The 21,850-nt window shown below is 51.3% G+C and carries 15 protein-coding genes, 10 tRNA genes, 3 rRNA genes and 1 other RNA gene; all 29 read left to right on the top strand.

The window, feature by feature from the left end:
- Positions 1–80: 80 nt before the first annotated feature.
- The 29 genes from rho to MKX64_RS09470 all read left to right on the top strand — a co-directional run bounded on the left by rho (position 81) and on the right by MKX64_RS09470 (position 21,779).
- Positions 81–1,406, top strand: coding sequence for a transcription termination factor Rho (rho, locus tag MKX64_RS09610; RefSeq protein ID WP_095399369.1), 1,326 nt, complete (start codon positions 81–83; stop codon positions 1,404–1,406).
- A 35-nt stretch (positions 1,407–1,441) separates the two neighbouring features.
- Positions 1,442–2,719, top strand: a complete 1,278-nt coding sequence (locus MKX64_RS09605) for a radical SAM protein (RefSeq protein ID WP_095268159.1) — start codon at positions 1,442–1,444, stop codon at positions 2,717–2,719.
- 139 nt (positions 2,720–2,858) lie between these two features.
- The gene (gene rpmE, locus MKX64_RS09600; RefSeq protein ID WP_095268158.1) at positions 2,859–3,056 is read left to right on the top strand and encodes a 50S ribosomal protein L31; all 198 of its coding nucleotides are present in this window, start codon (positions 2,859–2,861) and stop codon (positions 3,054–3,056) included.
- Between the two features lie 114 nt (positions 3,057–3,170).
- Positions 3,171–3,438: signal recognition particle sRNA large type (gene ffs / locus MKX64_RS09595), an RNA gene on the top strand.
- A gap of 267 nt (positions 3,439–3,705) precedes the next feature.
- Positions 3,706–5,433, top strand: coding sequence for a DNA polymerase III subunit gamma/tau (gene dnaX / locus MKX64_RS09590; RefSeq protein WP_095268157.1), 1,728 nt, complete (start codon positions 3,706–3,708; stop codon positions 5,431–5,433).
- Between the two features lie 40 nt (positions 5,434–5,473).
- A complete protein-coding gene (locus tag MKX64_RS09585) occupies positions 5,474–5,785 on the top strand; it encodes a YbaB/EbfC family nucleoid-associated protein (protein ID WP_095268156.1) in 312 nt (103 codons plus the stop codon).
- 26 nt (positions 5,786–5,811) lie between these two features.
- Positions 5,812–6,411: a recombination mediator RecR gene (gene recR / locus MKX64_RS09580; protein WP_095268155.1), complete on the top strand. Its 600-nt coding sequence runs from the start codon at positions 5,812–5,814 to the stop codon at positions 6,409–6,411.
- A 167-nt stretch (positions 6,412–6,578) separates the two neighbouring features.
- Entirely contained in the window at positions 6,579–6,875 is a 297-nt protein-coding gene (locus tag MKX64_RS09575; protein WP_095268154.1) for a hypothetical protein, read from the top strand.
- Between the two features lie 52 nt (positions 6,876–6,927).
- Positions 6,928–7,194 (top strand): pro-sigmaK processing inhibitor BofA family protein, encoded by a 267-nt coding sequence (locus MKX64_RS09570; protein ID WP_095268164.1) that lies wholly within the window; start codon positions 6,928–6,930, stop codon positions 7,192–7,194.
- A gap of 375 nt (positions 7,195–7,569) precedes the next feature.
- A 16S ribosomal RNA gene (locus MKX64_RS09565) occupies positions 7,570–9,122 on the top strand.
- A gap of 155 nt (positions 9,123–9,277) precedes the next feature.
- Positions 9,278–9,394 (top strand): 5S ribosomal RNA (rrf, locus tag MKX64_RS09560).
- A 9-nt stretch (positions 9,395–9,403) separates the two neighbouring features.
- Positions 9,404–9,480, top strand: a tRNA-Ile gene (locus MKX64_RS09555).
- A gap of 34 nt (positions 9,481–9,514) precedes the next feature.
- Positions 9,515–9,590, top strand: a tRNA-Ala gene (locus tag MKX64_RS09550).
- A 293-nt stretch (positions 9,591–9,883) separates the two neighbouring features.
- Positions 9,884–12,809 (top strand): 23S ribosomal RNA (locus MKX64_RS09545).
- The 16S, 23S and 5S rRNA genes sit together here with 10 tRNA genes alongside, the layout of an rRNA operon.
- Before the next feature lie 141 nt (positions 12,810–12,950).
- A tRNA-Ser gene (locus MKX64_RS09540) sits at positions 12,951–13,042 on the top strand.
- 20 nt (positions 13,043–13,062) lie between these two features.
- Positions 13,063–13,139: transfer RNA gene (locus MKX64_RS09535), tRNA-Met, on the top strand.
- A 9-nt stretch (positions 13,140–13,148) separates the two neighbouring features.
- A tRNA-Val gene (locus MKX64_RS09530) sits at positions 13,149–13,224 on the top strand.
- A gap of 26 nt (positions 13,225–13,250) precedes the next feature.
- Positions 13,251–13,326, top strand: a tRNA-Thr gene (locus MKX64_RS09525).
- A 5-nt stretch (positions 13,327–13,331) separates the two neighbouring features.
- Positions 13,332–13,408 (top strand) — tRNA-Asp (locus tag MKX64_RS09520).
- Between the two features lie 229 nt (positions 13,409–13,637).
- Positions 13,638–13,710: transfer RNA gene (locus MKX64_RS09515), tRNA-Phe, on the top strand.
- Between the two features lie 8 nt (positions 13,711–13,718).
- Positions 13,719–13,804 (top strand) — tRNA-Tyr (locus MKX64_RS09510).
- A gap of 4 nt (positions 13,805–13,808) precedes the next feature.
- A tRNA-Lys gene (locus tag MKX64_RS09505) sits at positions 13,809–13,881 on the top strand.
- A gap of 327 nt (positions 13,882–14,208) precedes the next feature.
- The gene (locus tag MKX64_RS09500; RefSeq protein WP_095267811.1) at positions 14,209–15,372 is read left to right on the top strand and encodes a PucR family transcriptional regulator; all 1,164 of its coding nucleotides are present in this window, start codon (positions 14,209–14,211) and stop codon (positions 15,370–15,372) included.
- A gap of 104 nt (positions 15,373–15,476) precedes the next feature.
- Positions 15,477–16,601 (top strand): ABC transporter ATP-binding protein, encoded by a 1,125-nt coding sequence (locus tag MKX64_RS09495; RefSeq protein ID WP_095267812.1) that lies wholly within the window; start codon positions 15,477–15,479, stop codon positions 16,599–16,601.
- 531 nt (positions 16,602–17,132) lie between these two features.
- Positions 17,133–18,071: an HPr(Ser) kinase/phosphatase gene (gene hprK, locus MKX64_RS09490; RefSeq protein WP_095267813.1), complete on the top strand. Its 939-nt coding sequence runs from the start codon at positions 17,133–17,135 to the stop codon at positions 18,069–18,071.
- Positions 18,072–18,084: 13 nt separating this feature from the next.
- Entirely contained in the window at positions 18,085–19,212 is a 1,128-nt protein-coding gene (lgt, locus tag MKX64_RS09485; RefSeq protein ID WP_095267814.1) for a prolipoprotein diacylglyceryl transferase, read from the top strand.
- 6 nt (positions 19,213–19,218) lie between these two features.
- Entirely contained in the window at positions 19,219–19,866 is a 648-nt protein-coding gene (gene ppaX, locus MKX64_RS09480) for a pyrophosphatase PpaX (RefSeq protein ID WP_095267815.1), read from the top strand.
- 13 nt (positions 19,867–19,879) lie between these two features.
- Positions 19,880–20,383 (top strand): acyltransferase, encoded by a 504-nt coding sequence (locus tag MKX64_RS09475; protein WP_095267816.1) that lies wholly within the window; start codon positions 19,880–19,882, stop codon positions 20,381–20,383.
- Between the two features lie 178 nt (positions 20,384–20,561).
- Complete coding sequence (locus tag MKX64_RS09470; protein ID WP_095267817.1) at positions 20,562–21,779, top strand: acyltransferase; 1,218 nt, start codon at positions 20,562–20,564, stop codon at positions 21,777–21,779.
- The last annotated feature ends 71 nt before the right edge of the window (positions 21,780–21,850 follow it).

Below are 21,850 nucleotides of genomic sequence, written 5' to 3'. Positions count from 1 at the left end.
CATCCATAGAATGATAGAGACCATAGCAAACTGGTTAAATTAATGTACAGAATGATTAAAATTGAATAGGTGGTTATTAAATGGATTTACAAATATCCGATTTGGAAGGCATGAAGCTGACGGATCTGTATAAGCTGGCCAAGAAGTATCAGATCCCCTATTACGGTCAGCTGAAGAAGAAGGAACTGATTTTTGCGATCCTTCGCGCACAGGCTGAGCAAAGCGGTCTGATGTTTATGGAGGGTGTCCTTGAAATTTTACCTGAAGGCTACGGCTTCTTAAGACCCATTAATTATCTTCCCAGCACAGAGGACATTTATATCTCTGCATCCCAGATTCGCAAATTCGATCTGAGGACCGGGGATCTGGTATCCGGCAAATGTCGGGCGCCGAAGGAAAATGAACGTTATTTTGGCCTCCTGCAGGTCAATGCGGTGAACGGAGAAAATCCAACTGTTGCGGCTGAACGGCTGCACTTTCCAGCTCTGACTCCTCTTTATCCACAAGAAAAGCTCGTTCTCGAAACATCCCCTAATCAATTGTCTACCCGGATCATGGATTTACTGGCTCCTGTAGGTTTGGGACAACGCGGTTTGATTGTGGCTCCGCCAAAAGCGGGAAAGACGCTCCTTCTGAAAGAAATCGCCAACAGTATTTCAACCAACTACCCTGATATCGAGCTGTTCGTGCTGCTGATTGACGAGCGTCCGGAAGAAGTGACGGATATGCAGCGTTCTGTTAAAGGCGAGGTGGTTGCATCAACCTTTGACGAGCTGCCGGAGAACCATATCAAGGTGGCTGAGCTGGTGCTGGAGCGTGCGCTTCGTCTGGTCGAGCACAAGAAGGATGTTGTGATTTTGCTGGACAGCATTACCCGTCTGGCCCGGGCGTACAACCTGGTGATCCCGCCATCTGGCCGCACGCTGAGCGGGGGGATTGATCCGGCTGCGTTCCACCGTCCGAAACGGTTTTTCGGATCGGCACGGAATGTGGAGGAGGGCGGAAGCCTGACGATTCTGGCGACGGCGCTGGTAGAGACCGGGTCACGTATGGATGACATCATCTACGAGGAATTTAAAGGAACGGGCAATATGGAGCTTCATCTGGATCGCCGGTTTGCCGAGCGGCGCATTTTCCCTGCGATCGACATCCGTCGTTCCGGCACGCGCCGTGAAGAGGTGCTGCTGAGCAAGGATGAGCTTGACACCATATGGGCCATCCGTAAAAATATGAATGATTCTGCCGATTTTGTAGAAGGCTTCTTGAAGAAAATGCGTGATACGAAGACCAATGCGGAATTTTTGGCATCGTTTGATGCGGCCAGCCATAACGGCGGCTCTGGAACTGGAAGAGAACCGGCTAAACGCACATCCAGACCTTCAGCGGCGACAGCTCCTCAGAGCTAAGGTGCGGAATATCCCGGATAGAATAGGAGATCAGCATGTATTTGGTTTATGCAGATGAACAAGGACAGGTCTACGATCATCGCGAGCTAATTGCTCTTGGTCGCAGTGGAGACATGATTGTCGAGATTTTGGAGGATGAATTAATTCCGTTGCCGGAAGGCGCTACGCTTGTAGGGCTGCCGAACACCCGGGCGATCGGGATGGACCCCGATACCGGAGAGATGCTGCCGCTGGAAGACCATTATACGGCTGTCGGTGCTTTGCTGCCGCAGGGGTATACGCGTCTATGCCTGCCCGGCTACGTGAAAAGTGACAAGGAATATAAGCTGCCGCTATTCGGATATTCCGCCGTGGTGTGGAAGGATGGCGGATTCTATACAACCGCACGTTTGTCGGATGATCCGGAGAAGTGGAACCCGGTCAATTGTGACCTGGGCGAGCTAGAGCTTGGCGTCCAAAGACTGACCGCCAAATATCCGGAGAACCGGCTGTATGAGCATTTATCCAATTGTGCGCTCGGCTATGAGTGCCTTACTGCATCCAATACGTTTTTGAACCGGTGGGAGGGGGCCGTTCCTGTATCCTATTCCTGTAATGCAGGATGCTTCGGATGCATATCCGAGCAGCCGGATGACAGCGGCTTTGTGGCGCCTCAGACCCGGATGAATTTCAAACCCCGAGTGGACGAGCTGGTACAGGTGATGCTGGAGCATCTCAAGACTCCGGAATCGATCATCAGCTTCGGACAAGGGTGCGAGGGAGAACCGTCTACGCAGGCGAAGATTATTATTGAAGCGATGCGCGAGGTTCGCTCCCAAACCGATATGGGTTACATTAATATCAACACCAATGCCGGGTTGACTGATTTTATCCGCGGTATCGTAGATGCTGGTCTTGATCTGATGCGGGTCAGCACGATCAGTGCGCTCGACGATCATTACAATGCCTATTACAAGCCGCGGGGCTATACGCTGGCGAACGTAGAGAAATCGCTTCGCTATGCATCGGATCAAGGGGTGTACACTTCGATCAACTACCTGATCTTTCCGGGTGTAACGGACCGGGAGGAGGAGCTGGAGGCGATGATTGAGTTTGCCCGCCGTACAGGTCTCCGTCTTATTCAGCTGCGCAACCTGAACATTGATCCAGAGAGTTATCTGGAGCTGATTCCGCCGGCACAAGGCGACATACTCGGGATGAAGCAGGCGATTGAGATCATGCAGGCAGAGCTGCCTGATGTGGTCATCGGCTCTTACACTCACGTGCCGCCGGCCGGACAAGCCAGACCGAAGAAAAAGCCGGCAGCGCTTTGAGATAATATGGAAGCGGGACTGCGGCTAACGGATAAGGTTGGGCTATTGCGCTAATAATTTTCCCATGCTATACTCCATTTATGTGTCCATATAACTCTGGGTCCGCATGAGGCTCAGGGCGGAAAGAGGTGAAAGTCTAATGAAACAGGATATTCAACCGAAATATCATGTTACCACGGTTACTTGCGCGTGCGGTAACACGTTCGAGACAGGTTCCGTTAAGCCGGACCTGCGTGTTGAGATTTGCTCGAACTGTCACCCATTCTTCACTGGCAAACAGAAATTCGTGGATGCCGGCGGCCGTGTCGATAGATTTAAAAAGAAATACGGTATCTAATAACAGTCCCCTTTGCATCTGGCGAAGGGGTTTTGTTCTGTCTATGGCTTCGGCTAACAGGCAAGTTATGCCATCGGTTGCATTTTGAGATTCGATGCGATATACTAAAGTTCGCCGTGCTAGACGGGGAGGTAGCGGTGCCCTGTAACTCGCAATCCGCTGTAGCGAGGTTGAATTCCTGTTAGAGGTATTGTCGATGTGAGGCCTGGTCCCTGAACGCAATGTTGACGGTTGGGTCCTCCGCAATGAGCACCTGTGAACCTGGTCAGGTCCGGAAGGAAGCAGCCATAAGCAGGACCGCTTTTGTGCCGGAGGGTGGCCTAGCCCGAGTTGTTGTTCAGGGCTTCCGCTTGGATCGCAATTATCGATAACAGGTGCACGGTATTACATATTTGCACATCAGCATCTTTACCGTTTGGGTAGAGATGCTTTTTTGTTTTCACGTTGGCTGTGACGATGAAATTCCGGAGCAAACCTTTTGCTAAGGCTGGGGTAAGTAGTATAGAATGTAGTATAATATAACCGTCTGCCGACATGTTCTTTTTGACCTTGAGATTGACGAGCGAAGAACTAGCTGTTGTGTCTGCACGGACAATGAAGCCATGAGGGATCGGCGTATTTGCCGGAAGTTGAAAGAGGGTAAAGCACAGTGGAACATATCGCGTTATATCGTGCGTGGCGGCCGCAGTCGTTTCGCGACATGGTGGGCCAACAGCATATAATCCAGACCCTGCAGAATGCGATTCGCGAGCAGCGGGTATCCCACGCCTACCTGTTCAGCGGTCCACGGGGCACCGGCAAGACCAGTGCGGCTAAGATTATGGCCAAAGCCGTGAACTGTGAGGCAGGCCCGGCCGAGGAACCCTGCAATGATTGTGAGGCCTGCCGCCGGATTACAGCTGGAGCTGTAATGGATGTGCAGGAGATCGACGCCGCATCCAACCGTGGTGTGGAGGAAATTCGCGATCTGCGGGAGAAGGTGAAATACGCACCGACCGAGGTGCGCCGCAAAGTTTACATCATAGACGAAGTGCACATGCTGACGACAGAGGCGTTCAATGCGCTCCTGAAGACGCTGGAGGAACCGCCGGCTCACGTCATGTTTATATTGGCTACAACGGAGCCGCACAAGCTCCCGGCCACAATCATATCGCGCTGTCAGCGTTTTGACTTCCGGAGAGTGTCTCTGGATGAGCAGACGGGACGCCTTCAGCGTATCTGCGAAGAAGAAGGAATTCAGGCCGAGCCAGAAGCACTTTCCTACATCGCCCGTCTATCCGACGGCGGCATGCGGGATGCGCTCAGCATTCTCGATCAGATTGCTTCTTATACAGGGGGCTCGGTATCCTACGAGCAGGTTATGAATATGACCGGGGGCATCGCATCGGAGCAGTTCGGGCGTTTGGCTTCCGCTTTGAAGCAGGGAGATGCCGGGGCTGTGCTCCAGATCGTGGAACAGTTCATGCAGGAAGGGAAAAGCGCTGACAAGTGCATGGAGAACCTGCTGTACTATTTCCGTGATCTGCTGATGATCAAAATGGTGCCGAATGCCGACAAACTGACCGACCGCGTACTGAATCCGGCGGAGTTCGAGGAGATGGCGGCCGCTTTTACACAGGCACAGCTGTTTCAGATGATCGATACGCTGAATCGGTACCAAAGCGAGATGAAATATGCTTCCCAGCCTCAGACGCTGTTTGAAGTGGCCCTGCTGAAGCTATCGGGGATTACCCAAGGGTCTGGTGAGAGCGGGGCAGCAGGTCATGCCGCTGCAGGTGCGGATGCCGGAGAAGTCGCCAAACTGAAGCAGCAGGTGGCGCAGCTTGAGAGAAAGCTGGAACGGCTGATCCAGCAAGGGCCAGTGGCGGGAGCGGGTGGTCGTGAAGCGGCCAAACCGGCAAGAACGCCGGCGCCTAAGCTGTCGAGTACTGCCAAAATCCCGCCGAACATCAATCAGTATGTGGCCGCCAGTTCGAGCGAAGCCTTTACTGCCGTTCAGCGCCAATGGGCGCAGATTTTACAAAGTGTGAAAGACGAGAAGGTAACGGTTCACGCCTGGCTGATGGACGGAGAGCCGGTATCGGTATGGGAAGATCAAGTCCTGATCGCTTTCAAGAACAACATCCATCGCGAGACTACCGAAAGACCTGCCAACAAGCAGGTGATTGAGGGTGTGCTGGAGAGGATTCTTGGCAAGCCGCACCGCTTGATCACGATGATGCATCGGGACTGGAGCGATGTGCTGGAGGGCGAGGGAAAGCCTAAGGCCGAGGAGCTGACGCTGGAACATGAAGCTTCCGAGGCCGAAGGAGAGAAACCATGGATTGATGAGGCGATCCAACTATTTGGTGAGGACCTCGTTGTCATAAAAGATTAGCGCATATATGCGCACCCTATAATGAAGGAGAGAAGACGGTATGAATAATATGAACCAAATGATGAAGCAAGTGAAGAAGATGCAGGAGCAAATGCTGAAGGCACAGGAAGAGCTGGCTACGAAAACGGTGGAAGGCACGTCCGGCGGCGGCGTGGTTACAGTAGAGGCGAACGGACACAAGCAAATTCTGTCCATTAACATCAAGCCGGAGGCTGTTGACCCTGATGATGTTGAGATGCTGCAGGATCTTGTTCTGACTGCGGTGAACGATGCGCTGACCAAGGCTGAGGAGCTTGCTAATGCGGATATGGGCAAGTTCACGGGCGGCATGAAAATTCCGGGCTTGTTCTAATTTAACCCCAGAAGGAGAAGTTACATTTGTACTATCCCGAACCGATCGCGAAGCTCATCGACGCCTTTACGCGACTGCCGGGTGTGGGGCCGAAGACGGCTGCCCGCCTGGCTTTTCACGTTCTAAATATGAAAGAAGACGACGTTATTGATTTTGCCAAAGCGCTGGTTAGCGTCAAGCGGAATCTGCAATACTGCTCGGTGTGCTGCAACATTACGGATACGGACCCGTGCCGGATATGTCAAGACAAGACACGGGATGCCTCGGTTATCTGTGTAGTGCAGGACGCGAAGGATCTGGTGGCCATGGAGCGGACCAAGGAATTCGACGGGTATTATCATGTGCTTCATGGTGCGATTTCTCCTATGGAAGGGATTGGACCGGATGAAATCCGTTTGAAGGAGCTGCTGAACCGGCTTAGTGATGAAAGAGTCAAAGAATTGATTTTGGCGACCAATCCGAACATTGAGGGAGAGGCAACCGCGATGTATATCTCCCGGCTGGTGCGTCCTTTTGATATAAAAGTGACCCGTATTGCGCATGGTTTGCCGGTGGGCGGCGACCTGGAGTATGCGGATGAGGTGACATTGTCGAAGGCGCTTGAAGGCCGGAGGGAACTAAACTGACCAGCAGCCGGCTTCATCGTTAGTATTATTGTTAGTCTAACAACATCTAAGCAGCAGAAGGAGCCGGAGGGCTCCTTTTTTTGTTCTAAGTTTGTCCCTTCTTCGATATGAATGAAACAGGCGGTCTTTTTGGCAGGCTTAAGATTCATAGAAGGAGAGGATATGAGATGAAAATGTGGTGGAGGCAGCATCGGAAGGAGAATCAGGAGGAGTACATGACAGCCGATGAGCAGGAGCGTCTGTGGAATGTGTACATGGATGTGAGGAGGTCGCAGGTGGAGTGGGAACGAGCGCATCTCTTGTTCCAGGAGGCCACGGGTCAGGATCAGATTGACTATGCGATCTACATTCTGGAGGCGGCCGAACGAAAATATCAGATGAATCTGAAGCAAGCGAAGCGGCTTAATCTGAACGGGGCAGACATGCATTACTTGAAGGGAAAGCGAGAGGGAAAAGTCAACTAGGCTGGACAGACGAATATTTGCAAACAATTCAACGATGAAGGAGGGGGTCATGGTGAAACTGATGATGCTCGGTGTACTATGCGTTTCGCTGCTTCTGCTCATCTATATTATCTTTAAAAAAAGACTGGGCATGGGATGGGTCACGGTGTTTGGAGCTCATCTGGCGCTGGCTGCGGTCGGGCTGTATGTCGTTAATTTCACGGGGCTTGCGGCTGAGGCCTATATTCCGCTGAATCCGATGACGATCGGCACGGTAATGGTGCTCGGCTTGCCGGGCGTCGCTTTGCTTCTCGGGCTTAAAATAACATTGCTCGGATAGTTGACGGCGGGTTATCATCTGTGATACATTAAGTTTCGCCCGTTTTGTTCGGGTGTGATCGTTCCCCAGCGGTTTAGAAGATAATGGATGAAAAATTAATCAAAAAAACTTCTTGACCGGGAACGAGATAGTGTGATATATTATTAAAGTCGCCGCTGTGAGTTACGGCGAACGAAAACAAAGCATTGATCTTTGAAAACTGAACAACGAGTGAGTATGGATTTTGTTAAAAATCCACTGCAACATGATGTTGTACAAGCCGTACAATAAATGAAGCAGATATAAGAGAATTGAACAAATTCTCGTCAGTTTTGAAATGAGCTACAAACTCATTGGTTGGATGATTTCTTGGAGCAATCCAGAAGTGTTCAATCTTTATTGGAGAGTTTGATCCTGGCTCAGGACGAACGCTGGCGGCGTGCCTAATACATGCAAGTCGAGCGGAATCGATGGAGTGCTTGCACTCCTGAGATTTAGCGGCGGACGGGTGAGTAACACGTAGGCAACCTGCCCTCAAGACTGGGATAACTACCGGAAACGGTAGCTAATACCAGATAGGATATTTGGCTGCATGGCCGGATATGGAAAGGCGGAGCAATCTGTCACTTGAGGATGGGCCTGCGGCGCATTAGCTAGTTGGTGGGGTAATGGCCTACCAAGGCGACGATGCGTAGCCGACCTGAGAGGGTGAACGGCCACACTGGGACTGAGACACGGCCCAGACTCCTACGGGAGGCAGCAGTAGGGAATCTTCCGCAATGGACGAAAGTCTGACGGAGCAACGCCGCGTGAGTGATGAAGGTTTTCGGATCGTAAAGCTCTGTTGCCAGGGAAGAACGCCAGAGAGAGTAACTGCTCTTTGGGTGACGGTACCTGAGAAGAAAGCCCCGGCTAACTACGTGCCAGCAGCCGCGGTAATACGTAGGGGGCAAGCGTTGTCCGGAATTATTGGGCGTAAAGCGCGCGCAGGCGGTTCTTTAAGTCTGGTGTTTAAACCCGGAGCTTAACTTCGGGACGCACTGGAAACTGGGGAACTTGAGTGCAGAAGAGGAGAGTGGAATTCCACGTGTAGCGGTGAAATGCGTAGATATGTGGAGGAACACCAGTGGCGAAGGCGACTCTCTGGGCTGTAACTGACGCTGAGGCGCGAAAGCGTGGGGAGCAAACAGGATTAGATACCCTGGTAGTCCACGCCGTAAACGATGAATGCTAGGTGTTAGGGGTTTCGATACCCTTGGTGCCGAAGTTAACACATTAAGCATTCCGCCTGGGGAGTACGGTCGCAAGACTGAAACTCAAAGGAATTGACGGGGACCCGCACAAGCAGTGGAGTATGTGGTTTAATTCGAAGCAACGCGAAGAACCTTACCAGGTCTTGACATCCCTTTGACCCCTCTAGAGATAGAGGTTTCCTTCGGGACAGAGGAGACAGGTGGTGCATGGTTGTCGTCAGCTCGTGTCGTGAGATGTTGGGTTAAGTCCCGCAACGAGCGCAACCCTTGATCTTAGTTGCCAGCACGTAATGGTGGGCACTCTAAGGTGACTGCCGGTGACAAACCGGAGGAAGGTGGGGATGACGTCAAATCATCATGCCCCTTATGACCTGGGCTACACACGTACTACAATGGCTGGTACAACGGGAAGCGAAGCCGCGAGGTGGAGCCAATCCTAAAAAGCCAGTCTCAGTTCGGATTGCAGGCTGCAACTCGCCTGCATGAAGTCGGAATTGCTAGTAATCGCGGATCAGCATGCCGCGGTGAATACGTTCCCGGGTCTTGTACACACCGCCCGTCACACCACGAGAGTTTACAACACCCGAAGTCGGTGGGGTAACCGCAAGGAGCCAGCCGCCGAAGGTGGGGTAGATGATTGGGGTGAAGTCGTAACAAGGTAGCCGTATCGGAAGGTGCGGCTGGATCACCTCCTTTCTATGGAGAATCGCTCTCTGCAACGAGAGCATTCAAATAGGCTGACTGTAAAGTCGCCGATCCCTTTGCGAAAGCAAAGGAACCGAATCAGGTTTAGGCCTGTTACTCACTCGTTGGTCAGTTTTGAGAGGTCAATCCTTTCATACATATATACGTTTGGTGATGATGGCGGAAGGGTTCCACGCGTACCCATACCGAACACGACCGTTAAGCCTTCCAGCGCCGATGGTACTTGGACCGAAGGGTCCCGGGAGAGTAGGACGTCGCCAAGCGTATGATATGGGCCCTTAGCTCAGCTGGTTAGAGCGCACCCCTGATAAGGGTGAGGTCGGTGGTTCGAGTCCACTAGGGCCCACCATTCAACTTCATATTTAGTGATGAGGTTCCTTTTTGGGGCTATAGCTCAGCTGGGAGAGCGCCTGCCTTGCACGCAGGAGGTCAGGGGTTCGATCCCCCTTGGCTCCACCATCATACTCATATCACTTCCATAAATTGCAGGTTGCACTGAAATGTATGGCATGATATGATAATCTTCCGGTTGAAGACCGGGGTTGATCCTTGAAAACTAGATAACGAAACGAATTTGCGTTTTAGAAATATCCTTTTAGCTGAACTTGTGTCACAACAAGTTTCAATAAAAGTAGCACGCGAAGGTTTTGAGATCATCGATCCTTTGGAAGTTTGTTTCCACTACTGAGCGGTTTTATCCAATCAGGGAAACAAACGGACAACAGAGCGAGGAGCGCAAAACCGGAGCAAATGGTTAAGCTACTAAGAGCACACGGAGGATGCCTAGGCGCTAGGAGCCGATGAAGGACGTGGCGAACGACGAAATGGCCTCGGGGAGCTGTAAGCAAGCTTTGATCCGGGGATGTCCGAATGGGGAAACCCGGCTGGTGTAATAACCAGTCACTCACAGCTGAATACATAGGCTGTGAAGAGGCATACCCAGGGAACTGAAACATCTAAGTACCTGGAGGAAGAGAAAACAAGAGTGATTCCGTCAGTAGCGGCGAGCGAACGCGGAACAGCCTAAACCGAAGAGCTTGCTCTTCGGGGTTGTGGGACGTCTCACATGGAGTTACAAAGGTTTAGATTAGTTGAACAGGTCTGGAAAGGCCGGCCATAGAAGGTAAAAGCCCTGTAGTCGAAAATGTGAACCCTCCGAGACGGATCCCGAGTAGTGCGGGGCACGTGAAACCCCGTATGAATCTGCCAGGACCATCTGGTAAGGCTAAATACTCCCTAGCGACCGATAGTGAAGCAGTACCGTGAGGGAAAGGTGAAAAGCACCCCGGGAGGGGAGTGAAATAGAACCTGAAACCGTGTGCTTACAAGAAGTCAGAGCCCGTTCAATGGGTGATGGCGTGCCTTTTGTAGAATGAACCGGCGAGTTACGTTCCCATGCAAGGTTAAGGCGAGAAGCCGTAGCCGCAGCGAAAGCGAGTCTGAATAGGGCGAGTTAGTATGTGGGCGTAGACCCGAAACCGTGTGATCTACCCCTGTCCAGGGTGAAGGTGCGGTAACACGCACTGGAGGCCCGAACCCACGTACGTTGAAAAGTGCGGGGATGAGGTGGGGGTAGCGGAGAAATTCCAATCGAACTCGGAGATAGCTGGTTCTCCCCGAAATAGCTTTAGGGCTAGCCTCGGAATAAAGAGTCATGGAGGTAGAGCACTGATTGGGTGCGGGGCCCGCAAGGGTTACCAAGCTCAGTCAAACTCCGAATGCCATCGACTTATGTCCGGGAGTCAGACAGTGAGTGCTAAGATCCATTGTCAAAAGGGAAACAGCCCAGACCATCAGCTAAGGTCCCCAAGTGTGTGTTAAGTGGGAAAGGATGTGGAGTTGCACAGACAACCAGGATGTTGGCTTAGAAGCAGCCACCATTTAAAGAGTGCGTAATAGCTCACTGGTCGAGTGACTCTGCGCCGAAAATGTAACGGGGCTAAACACACCACCGAAGCTATGGCTTGATGCTTGCATCAGGGGTAGGGGAGCGTTGTATACAGCATTGAAGGTGTACCGTAAGGAGCGCTGGAGCGTATACAAGTGAGAATGCCGGTATGAGTAACGAAAAGATCAGTGAGAATCTGATCCGCCGAAAGCCCAAGGTTTCCTGAGGAAGGCTCGTCCGCTCAGGGTAAGTCGGGACCTAAGGCGAGGCCGAAAGGCGTAGTCGAAGGACAACAGGTTGAAATTCCTGTACCACCATAAACCGTTATGAACGATGGGGGGACGCAGGAGGGTAGTGACGCGGACTGATGGATGTCCGTCCAAGCAGTGAGGCTGATGTGTAGGCAAATCCGCACATCGTAAGGCTGGGCTGTGATGGGGAGTGAAAATTACAGTAGCGAAGGTCATGATCTCACACTGCCAAGAAAAGCCTCTAGTCAGGTGAAGGTGCCCGTACCGCAAACCGACACAGGTAGGCGAGAAGAGAATTCTAAGGCGCGCGGAAGAACTCTCGTTAAGGAACTCGGCAAAATGACCCCGTAACTTCGGGAGAAGGGGTGCCTCGGTAGGGTGAATAGCCCGAGGGGGCCGCAGTGAAAAGGCCCAAGCGACTGTTTAGCAAAAACACAGGTCTGTGCGAAGCCGTAAGGCGAAGTATACGGGCTGACGCCTGCCCGGTGCTGGAAGGTTAAGGGGAGCGGTTAGGAGCAATCCGAAGCTGTGAACCGAAGCCCCAGTAAACGGCGGCCGTAACTATAACGGTCCTAAGGTAGCGAAATTCCTTGTCAGGTAAATTCTGACCCGCACGAATGGCGTAACGACTTGGGCGCTGTCTCAACGAGAGATCCGGTGAAATTTTAATACCTGTGAAGATGCAGGTTACCCGCGACAAGACGGAAAGACCCCATGGAGCTTTACTGCAGCTTGATATTGAATTTGGGTACGATCTGTACAGGATAGGTGGGAGCCTAGGAAACCTGAGCGCCAGCTTGGGTGGAGGCGCCGTTGGGATACCACCCTGATCGTATCTAGGTTCTAACCTGGTGCCCTTATCGGGTACAGGGACCGTGTCAGGTGGGCAGTTTGACTGGGGCGGTCGCCTCCTAAAGAGTAACGGAGGCGCCCCAAGGTTCCCTCAGAATGGTTGGAAATCATTCGAAGAGTGCAAAGGCATAAGGGAGCTTGACTGCGAGACCCACAAGTCGAGCAGGGACGAAAGTCGGGCTTAGTGATCCGGTGGTACCGCATGGAAGGGCCATCGCTCAACGGATAAAAGCTACCCTGGGGATAACAGGCTTATCTCCCCCAAGAGTCCACATCGACGGGGAGGTTTGGCACCTCGATGTCGGCTCATCGCATCCTGGGGCTGAAGTAGGTCCCAAGGGTTGGGCTGTTCGCCCATTAAAGCGGTACGCGAGCTGGGTTCAGAACGTCGTGAGACAGTTCGGTCCCTATCTGTCGTGGGCGTAGGAAATTTGAGAGGAGCTGTCCTTAGTACGAGAGGACCGGGATGGACGTACCGCTGGTGCACCAGTTGTTCCGCCAGGAGCACGGCTGGGTAGCTACGTACGGAAGGGATAAGCGCTGAAAGCATCTAAGCGTGAAGCCCCCCTCAAGATGAGATTTCCCAATTCGTAAGACCCCTTGAAGACGACGAGGTAGATAGGTTGGAGGTGGAAGTGCAGCAATGCATGGAGCTGACCAATACTAATCGGTCGAGGGCTTATCCTACAAGCTTTACGAAGTAAAGCTCGCTACGGAAGCATATGCTAACCCCGATACTACATTGGGGTATGCTACGGATAATATAACGCAAATCGTTTCGTATCTAGTTTTCAGGGAATCAATCTCTGTAACTGCAATAGCTATGATGGAGAGATACCCAAGTGGCTATAAGGGGACCCTCTGCTAAGGGGTTAGACTGCGTAAGCGGTGCGAGGGTTCGAATCCCTCTCTCTCCGCCATTTGAAAAACATATTGTTATGGCGGCGTAGCTCAGCTGGCTAGAGCGTACGGTTCATACCCGTGAGGTCGGGGGTTCGATCCCCTCCGCCGCTACCATACATATCTGGAGGCTTAGCTCAGCTGGGAGAGCATCTGCCTTACAAGCAGAGGGTCGGGGGTTCGATCCCCTCAGCCTCCACCATGATATTTTCACTATTATTATACTATGCCGGTGTAGCTCAATTGGTAGAGCAACTGACTTGTAATCAGTAGGTTGGGGGTTCAAGTCCTCTCGCCGGCACCATGCGCGGAACTGTGGTGTAGAGGCCTAACATGCCTGCCTGTCACGCAGGAGATCGCGGGTTCGAATCCCGTCAGTTCCGCCATTTAATTTAAGCTTCAGGGATGAGAATCCGTAAAAGGGTTCGTCGGAGCATTGACGTCGATAGCATAAACTTCGCAGTCTCGAACGAAGTGAGAGTATCCCGTCAGTTCCGCCACTTAATTACTATGATAAGTTCAAGGTCATGGTACGGGAATAAAACTGAATTGATTTCCACAACTTAAAGTGGGAAGTGTTAAACTCCGCACTTTATTTTTTTGTTAATTACATAAGGCTCGGTAGCTCAGTCGGTAGAGCAGAGGACTGAAAATCCTCGTGTCGGCGGTTCGATTCCGTCCCGAGCCACCTTTTATGGAGGCTTAGCGAAGTGGCCAAACGCAGCAGACTGTAAATCTGTTCTCGTACGAGTTCGGTGGTTCGAATCCATCAGCCTCCACCAGTAAGAGCCATTAGCTCAGTTGGTAGAGCACCTGACTTTTAATCAGGGTGTCGAAGGTTCGAGTCCTTCATGGCTCATCAAAGTCGTCAACGATGTTGGCGGCTTTTTATTATTTTCAGTGATCTTATGCTCGCCCTTTCCTTTTTAAACCTCCCCCAACAAGGTTGCACTTCTGGTATCAACAGCCTCGCATCTCATCTTCTTGAGGTATCAAATTTATTATATGCCCGTAACTATTCAGTTAGGCAGAATCTATACTTAATATACTTAAGCTCCTCACGAACCCTTCGTTATTCCCGTTCCAGCTAAAACTGCAATCATGAAGGATGTCCTTGCGGCCGGTTGTTGTTGTACCGCATGATTATGCTAAAATAAGAAAAAACAATAAAGTGGTGGGAACAGCAATGGTGGAGAAGGATCTTATTGTTCAGACACTTGAGCAGGTGCTGGGTGTTTCGCTTGGCTATCGAATATTGGATGATCAGGAGAGCGAAGCTGTGCTTCAGGCTGTATCCGAGAAACAGAACAGGGATGCCGACCTTGACGAGGCTGCTGTTGCTCCGACTAACGGCGTTTACGACAATAACAAAGAGAATGAACTATGGATTCCACTCCATCTGCAGAAGCCCATTCCAGTGATTACGGCGCCAAGGGATGTGTTGACCCCCTCTGAGGTCGGATTAATGAAGTTGTGGTTATCCAGTCTTCAGGAGGACGGCCAAGCCCTTAAAGGCAAAGGTGCCGGAAAGGCGGATGAGGAACGCCAGGCCCGTCAGCTTGGAGATTGGTTGATGGAACAGGTCCGGGAAGGAGCGCTTCATGCAGCGCTTCCGGCAGAACTGCGGCAGCTCAGATTGAAGGAGAACATGGTTCCTTTTTTGCTGACCAATGAGAGTGAGAGCTCTGGGGTGACGGGATACAAGGCTCTTCAGCGCTTGCTGAAGAGCTACTTTGACGGAGAGGTCCTGCTCATTCCTCTGCAGCAGAAAGAATGGATGGTTCTGGCGAGTCAGGATCTGCTTGCCGGCGGCCTAGCGGATGAGAAAGAGGATTCAGCAGTGGAGGCAGACCAGGATCTGCTATCCCTATTCTGCATGGGATTGTACGAGCTAATCTCGACGGAGTGGGTTGGAGATTTTCACATCGCCGCCATTCCGCCCGTGGATGCGAGGCAAGGGCTGCCCTCGGTGCTTCATAAGCTGAGAGAAACGATGGCCATCGGGCGCGTCTTCCGTGTTAAGGAGCATATTCACTTGTCCACAGGTCTTCATCTTGAGCGCCTCATATTCAGCATCCCGGAAGCCCAGCGCAACCGGTTTTTGCAGGAATATGCCGCTTTGCATACGGAGCTGTTTGAGGATAGTGAGACGTTGTCTACACTGGAGTCGTTTTTTGAACTGGACTGTAACGTGAGCGAGACGGCTAAGCATCTTTATATCCACAGAAACACCTTGCTGTATCGGCTGGACAAGATTAAACAGGAGACCGGGCTTGATGTCCGGAGCTTCAGTGATGCAGTTCTGGTAAAAATGACATTGCTATTGTATAAAGTGACGAAAAGGAAATAGGTTTTTTGTGCAGATTGTGTATAGCAAGCCAGGAGCCTATAGGGTAATATAGAATTATCAAATGTATTCGATTTCATAACATTCCTATGAGGGGGCAAATGCACATGGCAGGTGTACGTTTAGAGCATATTTACAAGAAATACCCAGGTTCCGACAAACCAACCGTAGTTGACGTTAATCTTGATATTAAAGATAAAGAGTTTCTCGTATTGGTAGGACCTTCCGGTTGCGGTAAGTCCACTACGCTTCGGATGATTGCTGGACTGGAAGAGATTTCGGATGGAAAGCTGTACATCGGCGACCGCGTCGTGAATGACGTAGCACCGAAAGATCGCGACATCGCGATGGTATTCCAATCCTACGCCTTGTATCCGCACATGAACGTGTATCAAAACATGGCATTCGGTTTGAAACTCCGCAAAGTGAAAAAAGACGAAATCGACAAACGTGTACGTGAAGCAGCTAAAATCCTCGATATCGAGCATTTGCTGGATCGTAAGCCTAAGGCTCTGTCCGGCGGTCAGCGTCAGCGTGTCGCTTTGGGCCGTGCGATCGTCCGTGATCCTCAAGTGTTCTTGATGGACGAACCACTCTCCAACTTGGATGCGAAACTTCGTGGTCAGATGCGTGCGGAAATCACGAAGCTGGTTAAACGTCTTGAGACAACTTGTATCTACGTAACGCATGACCAGATCGAAGCGATGACGATGGGTGACCGGATCGTTGTTATGAAGGACGGCATTATTCAACAAGCCGCTTCTCCTGAAGAGCTGTATAACCACCCTGTAAATATGTTCGTTGCGGGCTTCATCGGATCCCCAACAATGAACTTTATTAACGGTACGTTGTCCGAGCAGGACGGAGGCGTATTCTTCACTTCCGAAGGCCTGAACGTACAAATTCCTGGTGGCAAAGCACAGCTGCTGAAGAATAAATCCTTGATCGGTAAAGAAGTTATTATGGGTCTTCGTCCTGAAGATATCCATGAAGAGCCAGTATTCCTGGAAGCTTCCCCGAACTCTGTGTTCAGCGCCAAAGTTGATGTAACCGAGAACCTGGGTCACGAAATGCTCCTGTACCTCAGCGGACTGGGCACGGATACAGTAATCGGTCGTGTGGACGGACGTTCCACTACACGCGAAGGCGACAATGTGAAGCTGGCGATCGATATGAACAAAGTTCATATCTTTGATAAAGAATCCGAGTTGAATGTACTGTTGGTTGACTAATTAGCGACCACTTTCGAAGAACCGTCCCTTTTGGGGGACGGTTTTCTTATTTTATTAAGGTAATATGCGGAATTATCCTTGCTGTGCCGAGGGGCTGCCCAAGCCGAGCGCGATTGCATTCGGGCTTTATTTCCTATAAGATAAGCAGAAACAGGCCTATATGAAGATACAAGTATGGAGTGATGAAGGTAATGAGCTTTGCGCTATGCGGTCGGCCTGATTCCAAGGTTTATGAATCTTGAGTATGATGCGGCATCAACACATGGTAAAATGAGGTGTAGCATCTTATTTTAATGATATCCAAATAAGGCAGCCGAGAACGAGCTCACTTACATAGCTTACATAGGCAGCATGATTATATGTGCAATTCAGGTACAATGATGCAGTACTTCAACGGGTTCCGCAGGCATACGAGGAACGCGACGGAAGCGAAAGTGCAGCAAACCAGGGCAGACTGCCAATACTAACTGCTACGGGAAGCTCACCGTCTACAATACAGCGGCAGAAAAGCAGAAGAAAAGGGGTAAGACCATGGCCAAAAAAGTAAAAGTGTCAGAGCTGGTACAGCAATTCCAGCTTGAGGTCATCTCAGGCGAGGAAGGTTTGAAACGGCAGATCACTACGGATGATTTGAATCGACCGGGTCTGGAAATGGCAGGGTATTTTGAATATCACCCACGCGAGAGAGTTCAGCTTCTGGGGCGGACAGAGCTGGCTTTTTTTGGGATGTTGAAGCCGGAGGAGCGCAAGGACCGGATGCGCAGACTGTGCACGGACGAGACGCCATGTATCGTGGTGACGCGTTCGCTTGAAGTTCCTCAGGAGCTGGTGGAGGTCAGCAACGAAAAAGGACTGCCTGTGCTTCGCAGCAGCATGGCAACGACGATTCTAACAAGCCGCTTTACGAGCTTTCTGGAGCGGAGACTGGCACCAACGACGACGATCCACGGCGTTCTATGTGATGTGTACGGCGTGGGTATGCTGATCACGGGAACCAGCGGTATCGGCAAAAGCGAGACCGCACTTGAACTGGTGAAGCGCGGACATCGGCTGATTGCTGACGATGCGGTCGAAATTCGCCAAACGTCAGATTTTCAGCTTCACGGGACCGCGCCTGAGCTGATTCGGCATCTGCTTGAGATTCGCGGGGTCGGCATTATTAATGTGATGACCTTGTTTGGTGCGGGCGCCGTGCGGAACAACAAGCGAATTACGCTGGTCGTCCGTCTGGAAGCGTGGCAGCAGGACAAACAGTATGATCGCCTGGGTCTGGACGAGGAAACAACACGCATCATAGATACGGATATCCCGTTGGTCACGATTCCGGTACGGCCAGGACGAAACCTTGCGGTCATCATTGAGGTAGCAGCGATGAACTACAGATTGAAGCAAATGGGACTGAATGCAGCATTACAGTTTACCAATAAACTGACGGCGACGATCGCCGAAGATATGGATGATTTGGATTAGGAGGTATTTCTAAATGTCATCACTGCTGATCAATCCGGTGGCGTTCTCCATCGGAACGCTGTCTGTTCACTGGTATGGGCTTATACTGGGACTCGGTGCGCTTGCAGGGCTTCTGCTGGCGATCCAGGAGGGAAAGCGATTCTCCATTCCCCAGGAATTCTTTATGGATCTGCTGTTGCTCGGCGTTCCCTCGGCTATCATCGGAGCGAGGATATATTATGTCGCCTTTAAATGGGAAGACTATCAGGACAATTTCCTGGATGTGTTCAAAATATGGGAGGGCGGCATTGCGATCTTTGGCGCGCTGATCGGTGCGATCATCTGCGCGGTCATCTACGTTCGCCGCAAAGGATATAACTTCTGGCGCATTGCAGATATTTGCGCCCCATCCCTGCTTGCCGGCCAGATTATTGGCCGCTGGGGTAATTTTGTCAATCAGGAAGCATACGGAGGCCCGGTAGAGGAATCCTTCCTGCGTGAGACGCTCCGACTGCCTGACTTCATTGTGAACCAAATGAATGTACAGGGCGTATTCCATCATCCAACCTTCCTGTATGAATCTTTGTGGAATGTGGTTGGTATTATTCTGATCTTTATTATCCGCAGACAAAAGTTCCTTCGGGCCGGAGAATTGTTTATCGGATATTTCATCTGGTATTCCATCGGTCGCTTCTTCATTGAAGCTGTCCGTACAGACAGTCTGGCATTCAGAGGCGCAAGCGGCCTGGCTGATTTCGTCAATGGACTGTGGAGCCCGATGACCTGGATGGGCTTTGAGCAAGGCTTTCTGGATCCTGCCTACGGCAACGTCCGTATATCGCAGCTCTTATCCATATTGTTCGTTGTCGTCGGGATTGCCCTGATTATCTTCCGCAGGGTAACAGGCAGAGCGAATGAGCGCTATCTGGATCCAATTGTATCAACCAAGGCGGACACCAGCACAGCACCAACGCCGGAAGCCGAATTGCGCAAGGGAGAGGCTGCACCATCCAAACCGCAGCAAACGACAGCTGCAGCTGAGCCGAATGAAGTGAGAGAGAGAACTAACATTAACCAGCCACCAGCGCAGCGTACCGAGGCTGGCAGGGAGGATACTCCGGATGTGAGCGAAAGCCTGGATTCGGAGGACAAAAAGGAGTAAATCAGCATGATTGAAACCGTACTGTTTGATTTGGACGGCACGATTATTGATACAAACGAACTGATCATCTCTTCTTTTATTCATGTGTTTGAACAGCGGGAATCAGGGCCGCTCACAAGGGAGCAGATTATTCCCCATATGGGCACGACGCTGGAGCATCAGCTGCAAGCTTTTTCGGGCGAGGAAGACGTGTCCCATTTCGTGAAGGCCTACCGCGCCTTCAACTCGGTGCATCATGATGAGATGGTCCGGCCGTTTCCGCATGTGAATGAAGTGGTGGAGCGGCTGCATGCGCACGGGCTTCGCCTCGGTGTGGTGACGACGAAGATTCGTCCGTCTACGATGATGACACTGGAGAAGTTCGGACTGGAGCCGTATATGTCGGCTGTTGTCACTGTGAACGATGTGGAGCATCCGAAGCCTCATCCAGAGCCTGTGCTGACCGCTGTGGAGCAGCTTGGATGTGATCCGGAGACAACTTTAATGATCGGGGACAGCCCGGTGGACATTCAGTCTGCCAAAGCAGCAGGCGTGAAGGCGGCGGCTGTCGCTTGGTCACTTAAGGGCGTGGACAAACTTCAGGAGTACGGACCGGACTATATCATCAACGATATGAGGGATCTGTACGACATTATCGGACTTCACAAGGAATAGAGGTTTTGACGGCATGGCCAGAAACGTAACCCGGCATCCGGTGGAAGGGCCTAATGCATTGTGGCAAATATACCGTACCGTGAGCCCCTTCAAAGGGGTCAAAAACTTTGTCTTCATCCAGATCGCCCGCTATTGTCCGGTGCTATCCGTTAAGAACTGGATATATCGACACATCCTTGGCATGAAGGTGGGCAAGCATGCGGCGTTTGGGCTCATGGTGATGGTGGATGTTTTTTTTCCCGAGAAGATTACGGTAGGCGATAATTCGATCATCGGATATAACACGACCATTCTTGCTCACGAGTACTTGATTAAGGAGTACCGTCTCGGTGACGTCATCATTGGAGAGAACGTGATGATTGGAGCGAATTCGACCATTCTGCCCGGGGTGACGATTGGAGACGGCGCCGTGGTGGCTGCCGGATCGGTTGTGCATAAGGACGTGGCTGCGGGCACATTTGTGGGCGGGAACCCGCTGCGGGTGCTGACGAAGGGCTCGGGAGATGAGCCCACCTAAGGCAATTCGTGGTCATAGGTTCCCATGCTGTCCGTTTTATAGTAGAATGAGGAAGGTAATAGGGAAAAATGCTAATGAGAGGTCCCCAGGCTTGACGAACAGTCCTGCGGGACTTTTAAGATTTTTTGGCAGGTATGCCCCGCTTCCTTGATTCTATACAAAAGGAGATTTTATTGGTATGAGCGGAAATTCCATAAAGAAGGAACGACTGCCGCACCTGGACATTTTTCGAGCGCTGGCGATTATAGGCGTTCTTCATGTTCATGCGACGTCGTTTGCTACGGTTGCTGCAACCGAATCGCGATTCTACTACATTATTAACTTTTTAAATATCTTTTTTAAGTATGGCACGCCTTCATTTATTTTCCTGAGCAGCTTTGTTCTGTTCTATAACTATATCGACAGGCCGCTGACGAAGGATTTGATCAAGAACTTCTACAAACGGCGGCTATTGTATATTCTGCTTCCGTATCTGCTGTTCTCGATCATTTATTTCTTTGTTCGCTTGTACCAGAACGGTTTGCTGAATAGCTCGCTTGATCTATGGGCTCAGATGCCGGTCTTTTTCGAACGGCTGGCTCGCGGTCAGAACTATACGCACTTATACTTTGTATTTATCAGCTTACAGTTCTATATACTGTTCCCGATATTCCTTAAGTTGTTCAAGTCGTCCCGGTTCTTGGTCCGGTGGGCGGTGCCGATTGGCTTCTTGCTGCAATGGGGCTTTATTATACTGAACAAGTATGAGTTCCAGATCACGTACAAGGGAAGTTTGTCGATCTCTTATATCGCCTATTACATGCTCGGCGCATATGTGGCCATGCATTATGATAAGTTCAAGGGATGGTTCAGTTCAACCTGGAAGCAGCAGAGCGCAAGGCAGAGGACGGTAACTGTCTTCATATGGCTGGGCTGGCTGGCGCTGGCGCTGGCGCATGTTCAGATATGGTACAACAACCGATTGTATAGCGCGAGATACGACTCCTTGCTGTATGAGCTGCTCTGGAATATGCACACCGTCTTCTCGGCGATCGTGCTGATGCAGTTGGCCAGCTGGCTCTATAACAGCGGCTGGAAGCGGATCGTTGCGCTGCTGACGCGCATCGGGGAGCTGTCGTTTGCGATCTATCTGGTGCATCCGCTGTGGCTGTTCCTCTACCGGGAATATGACCCTAAACTAAATCCGGTTACCGATGATTATCTGATCTGGATTTACGGCGGATTTATTACGGCGCTGCTTGTCAGCGGGGTCGTTGTCCAATTGCTGATGAGATGGGTGCCGGGGGTTTGGGTGCTGCTCGGCAGCGTGCCGCGCTCCCTCAAGCCGGCGCCTCGGACTCGGGCGGATCGGAAAGACACCGTGGCCGGAGATGGCAAGAAGTCGGTGGATCTGTAACTCATTTGCTCCAATAATCAACACAGGGCAGGTCTCATCATGATGAGGCCTGCCTGTTATTATGCAAGCTG

This window comes from Paenibacillus sp. FSL M8-0334, from assembly GCF_038000405.1.
GTDB classification, from domain to species: Bacteria; Bacillota; Bacilli; order Paenibacillales; family Paenibacillaceae; genus Paenibacillus_AQ; species Paenibacillus_AQ campinasensis.
Note: the sequence above shows the minus strand (reverse complement) of the source record. Positions and strands in the feature narration are given on the sequence as shown.

What these genes read in the sequence shown, in the direction of transcription:
- MKX64_RS09575 (WP_095268154.1), top strand. Translation starts at nt 6,579, where the DNA reads ATGAAAATGTGGTGGAGGCAGCATCGGAAGGAGAATCAGGAGGAGTAC.
- MKX64_RS09475 (WP_095267816.1), top strand. Translation starts at nt 19,880, where the DNA reads ATGGCCAGAAACGTAACCCGGCATCCGGTGGAAGGGCCTAATGCATTG.
- MKX64_RS09495 (WP_095267812.1), top strand. Translation starts at nt 15,477, where the DNA reads ATGGCAGGTGTACGTTTAGAGCATATTTACAAGAAATACCCAGGTTCC.
- ppaX (WP_095267815.1), top strand. Translation starts at nt 19,219, where the DNA reads ATGATTGAAACCGTACTGTTTGATTTGGACGGCACGATTATTGATACA.
- rho (WP_095399369.1), top strand. Translation starts at nt 81, where the DNA reads ATGGATTTACAAATATCCGATTTGGAAGGCATGAAGCTGACGGATCTG.
- MKX64_RS09605 (WP_095268159.1), top strand. Translation starts at nt 1,442, where the DNA reads ATGTATTTGGTTTATGCAGATGAACAAGGACAGGTCTACGATCATCGC.
- lgt (WP_095267814.1), top strand. Translation starts at nt 18,085, where the DNA reads ATGTCATCACTGCTGATCAATCCGGTGGCGTTCTCCATCGGAACGCTG.
- hprK (WP_095267813.1), top strand. Translation starts at nt 17,133, where the DNA reads ATGGCCAAAAAAGTAAAAGTGTCAGAGCTGGTACAGCAATTCCAGCTT.
- MKX64_RS09470 (WP_095267817.1), top strand. Translation starts at nt 20,562, where the DNA reads ATGAGCGGAAATTCCATAAAGAAGGAACGACTGCCGCACCTGGACATT.
- MKX64_RS09500 (WP_095267811.1), top strand. Translation starts at nt 14,209, where the DNA reads ATGGTGGAGAAGGATCTTATTGTTCAGACACTTGAGCAGGTGCTGGGT.
- MKX64_RS09585 (WP_095268156.1), top strand. Translation starts at nt 5,474, where the DNA reads ATGAATAATATGAACCAAATGATGAAGCAAGTGAAGAAGATGCAGGAG.
- rpmE (WP_095268158.1), top strand. Translation starts at nt 2,859, where the DNA reads ATGAAACAGGATATTCAACCGAAATATCATGTTACCACGGTTACTTGC.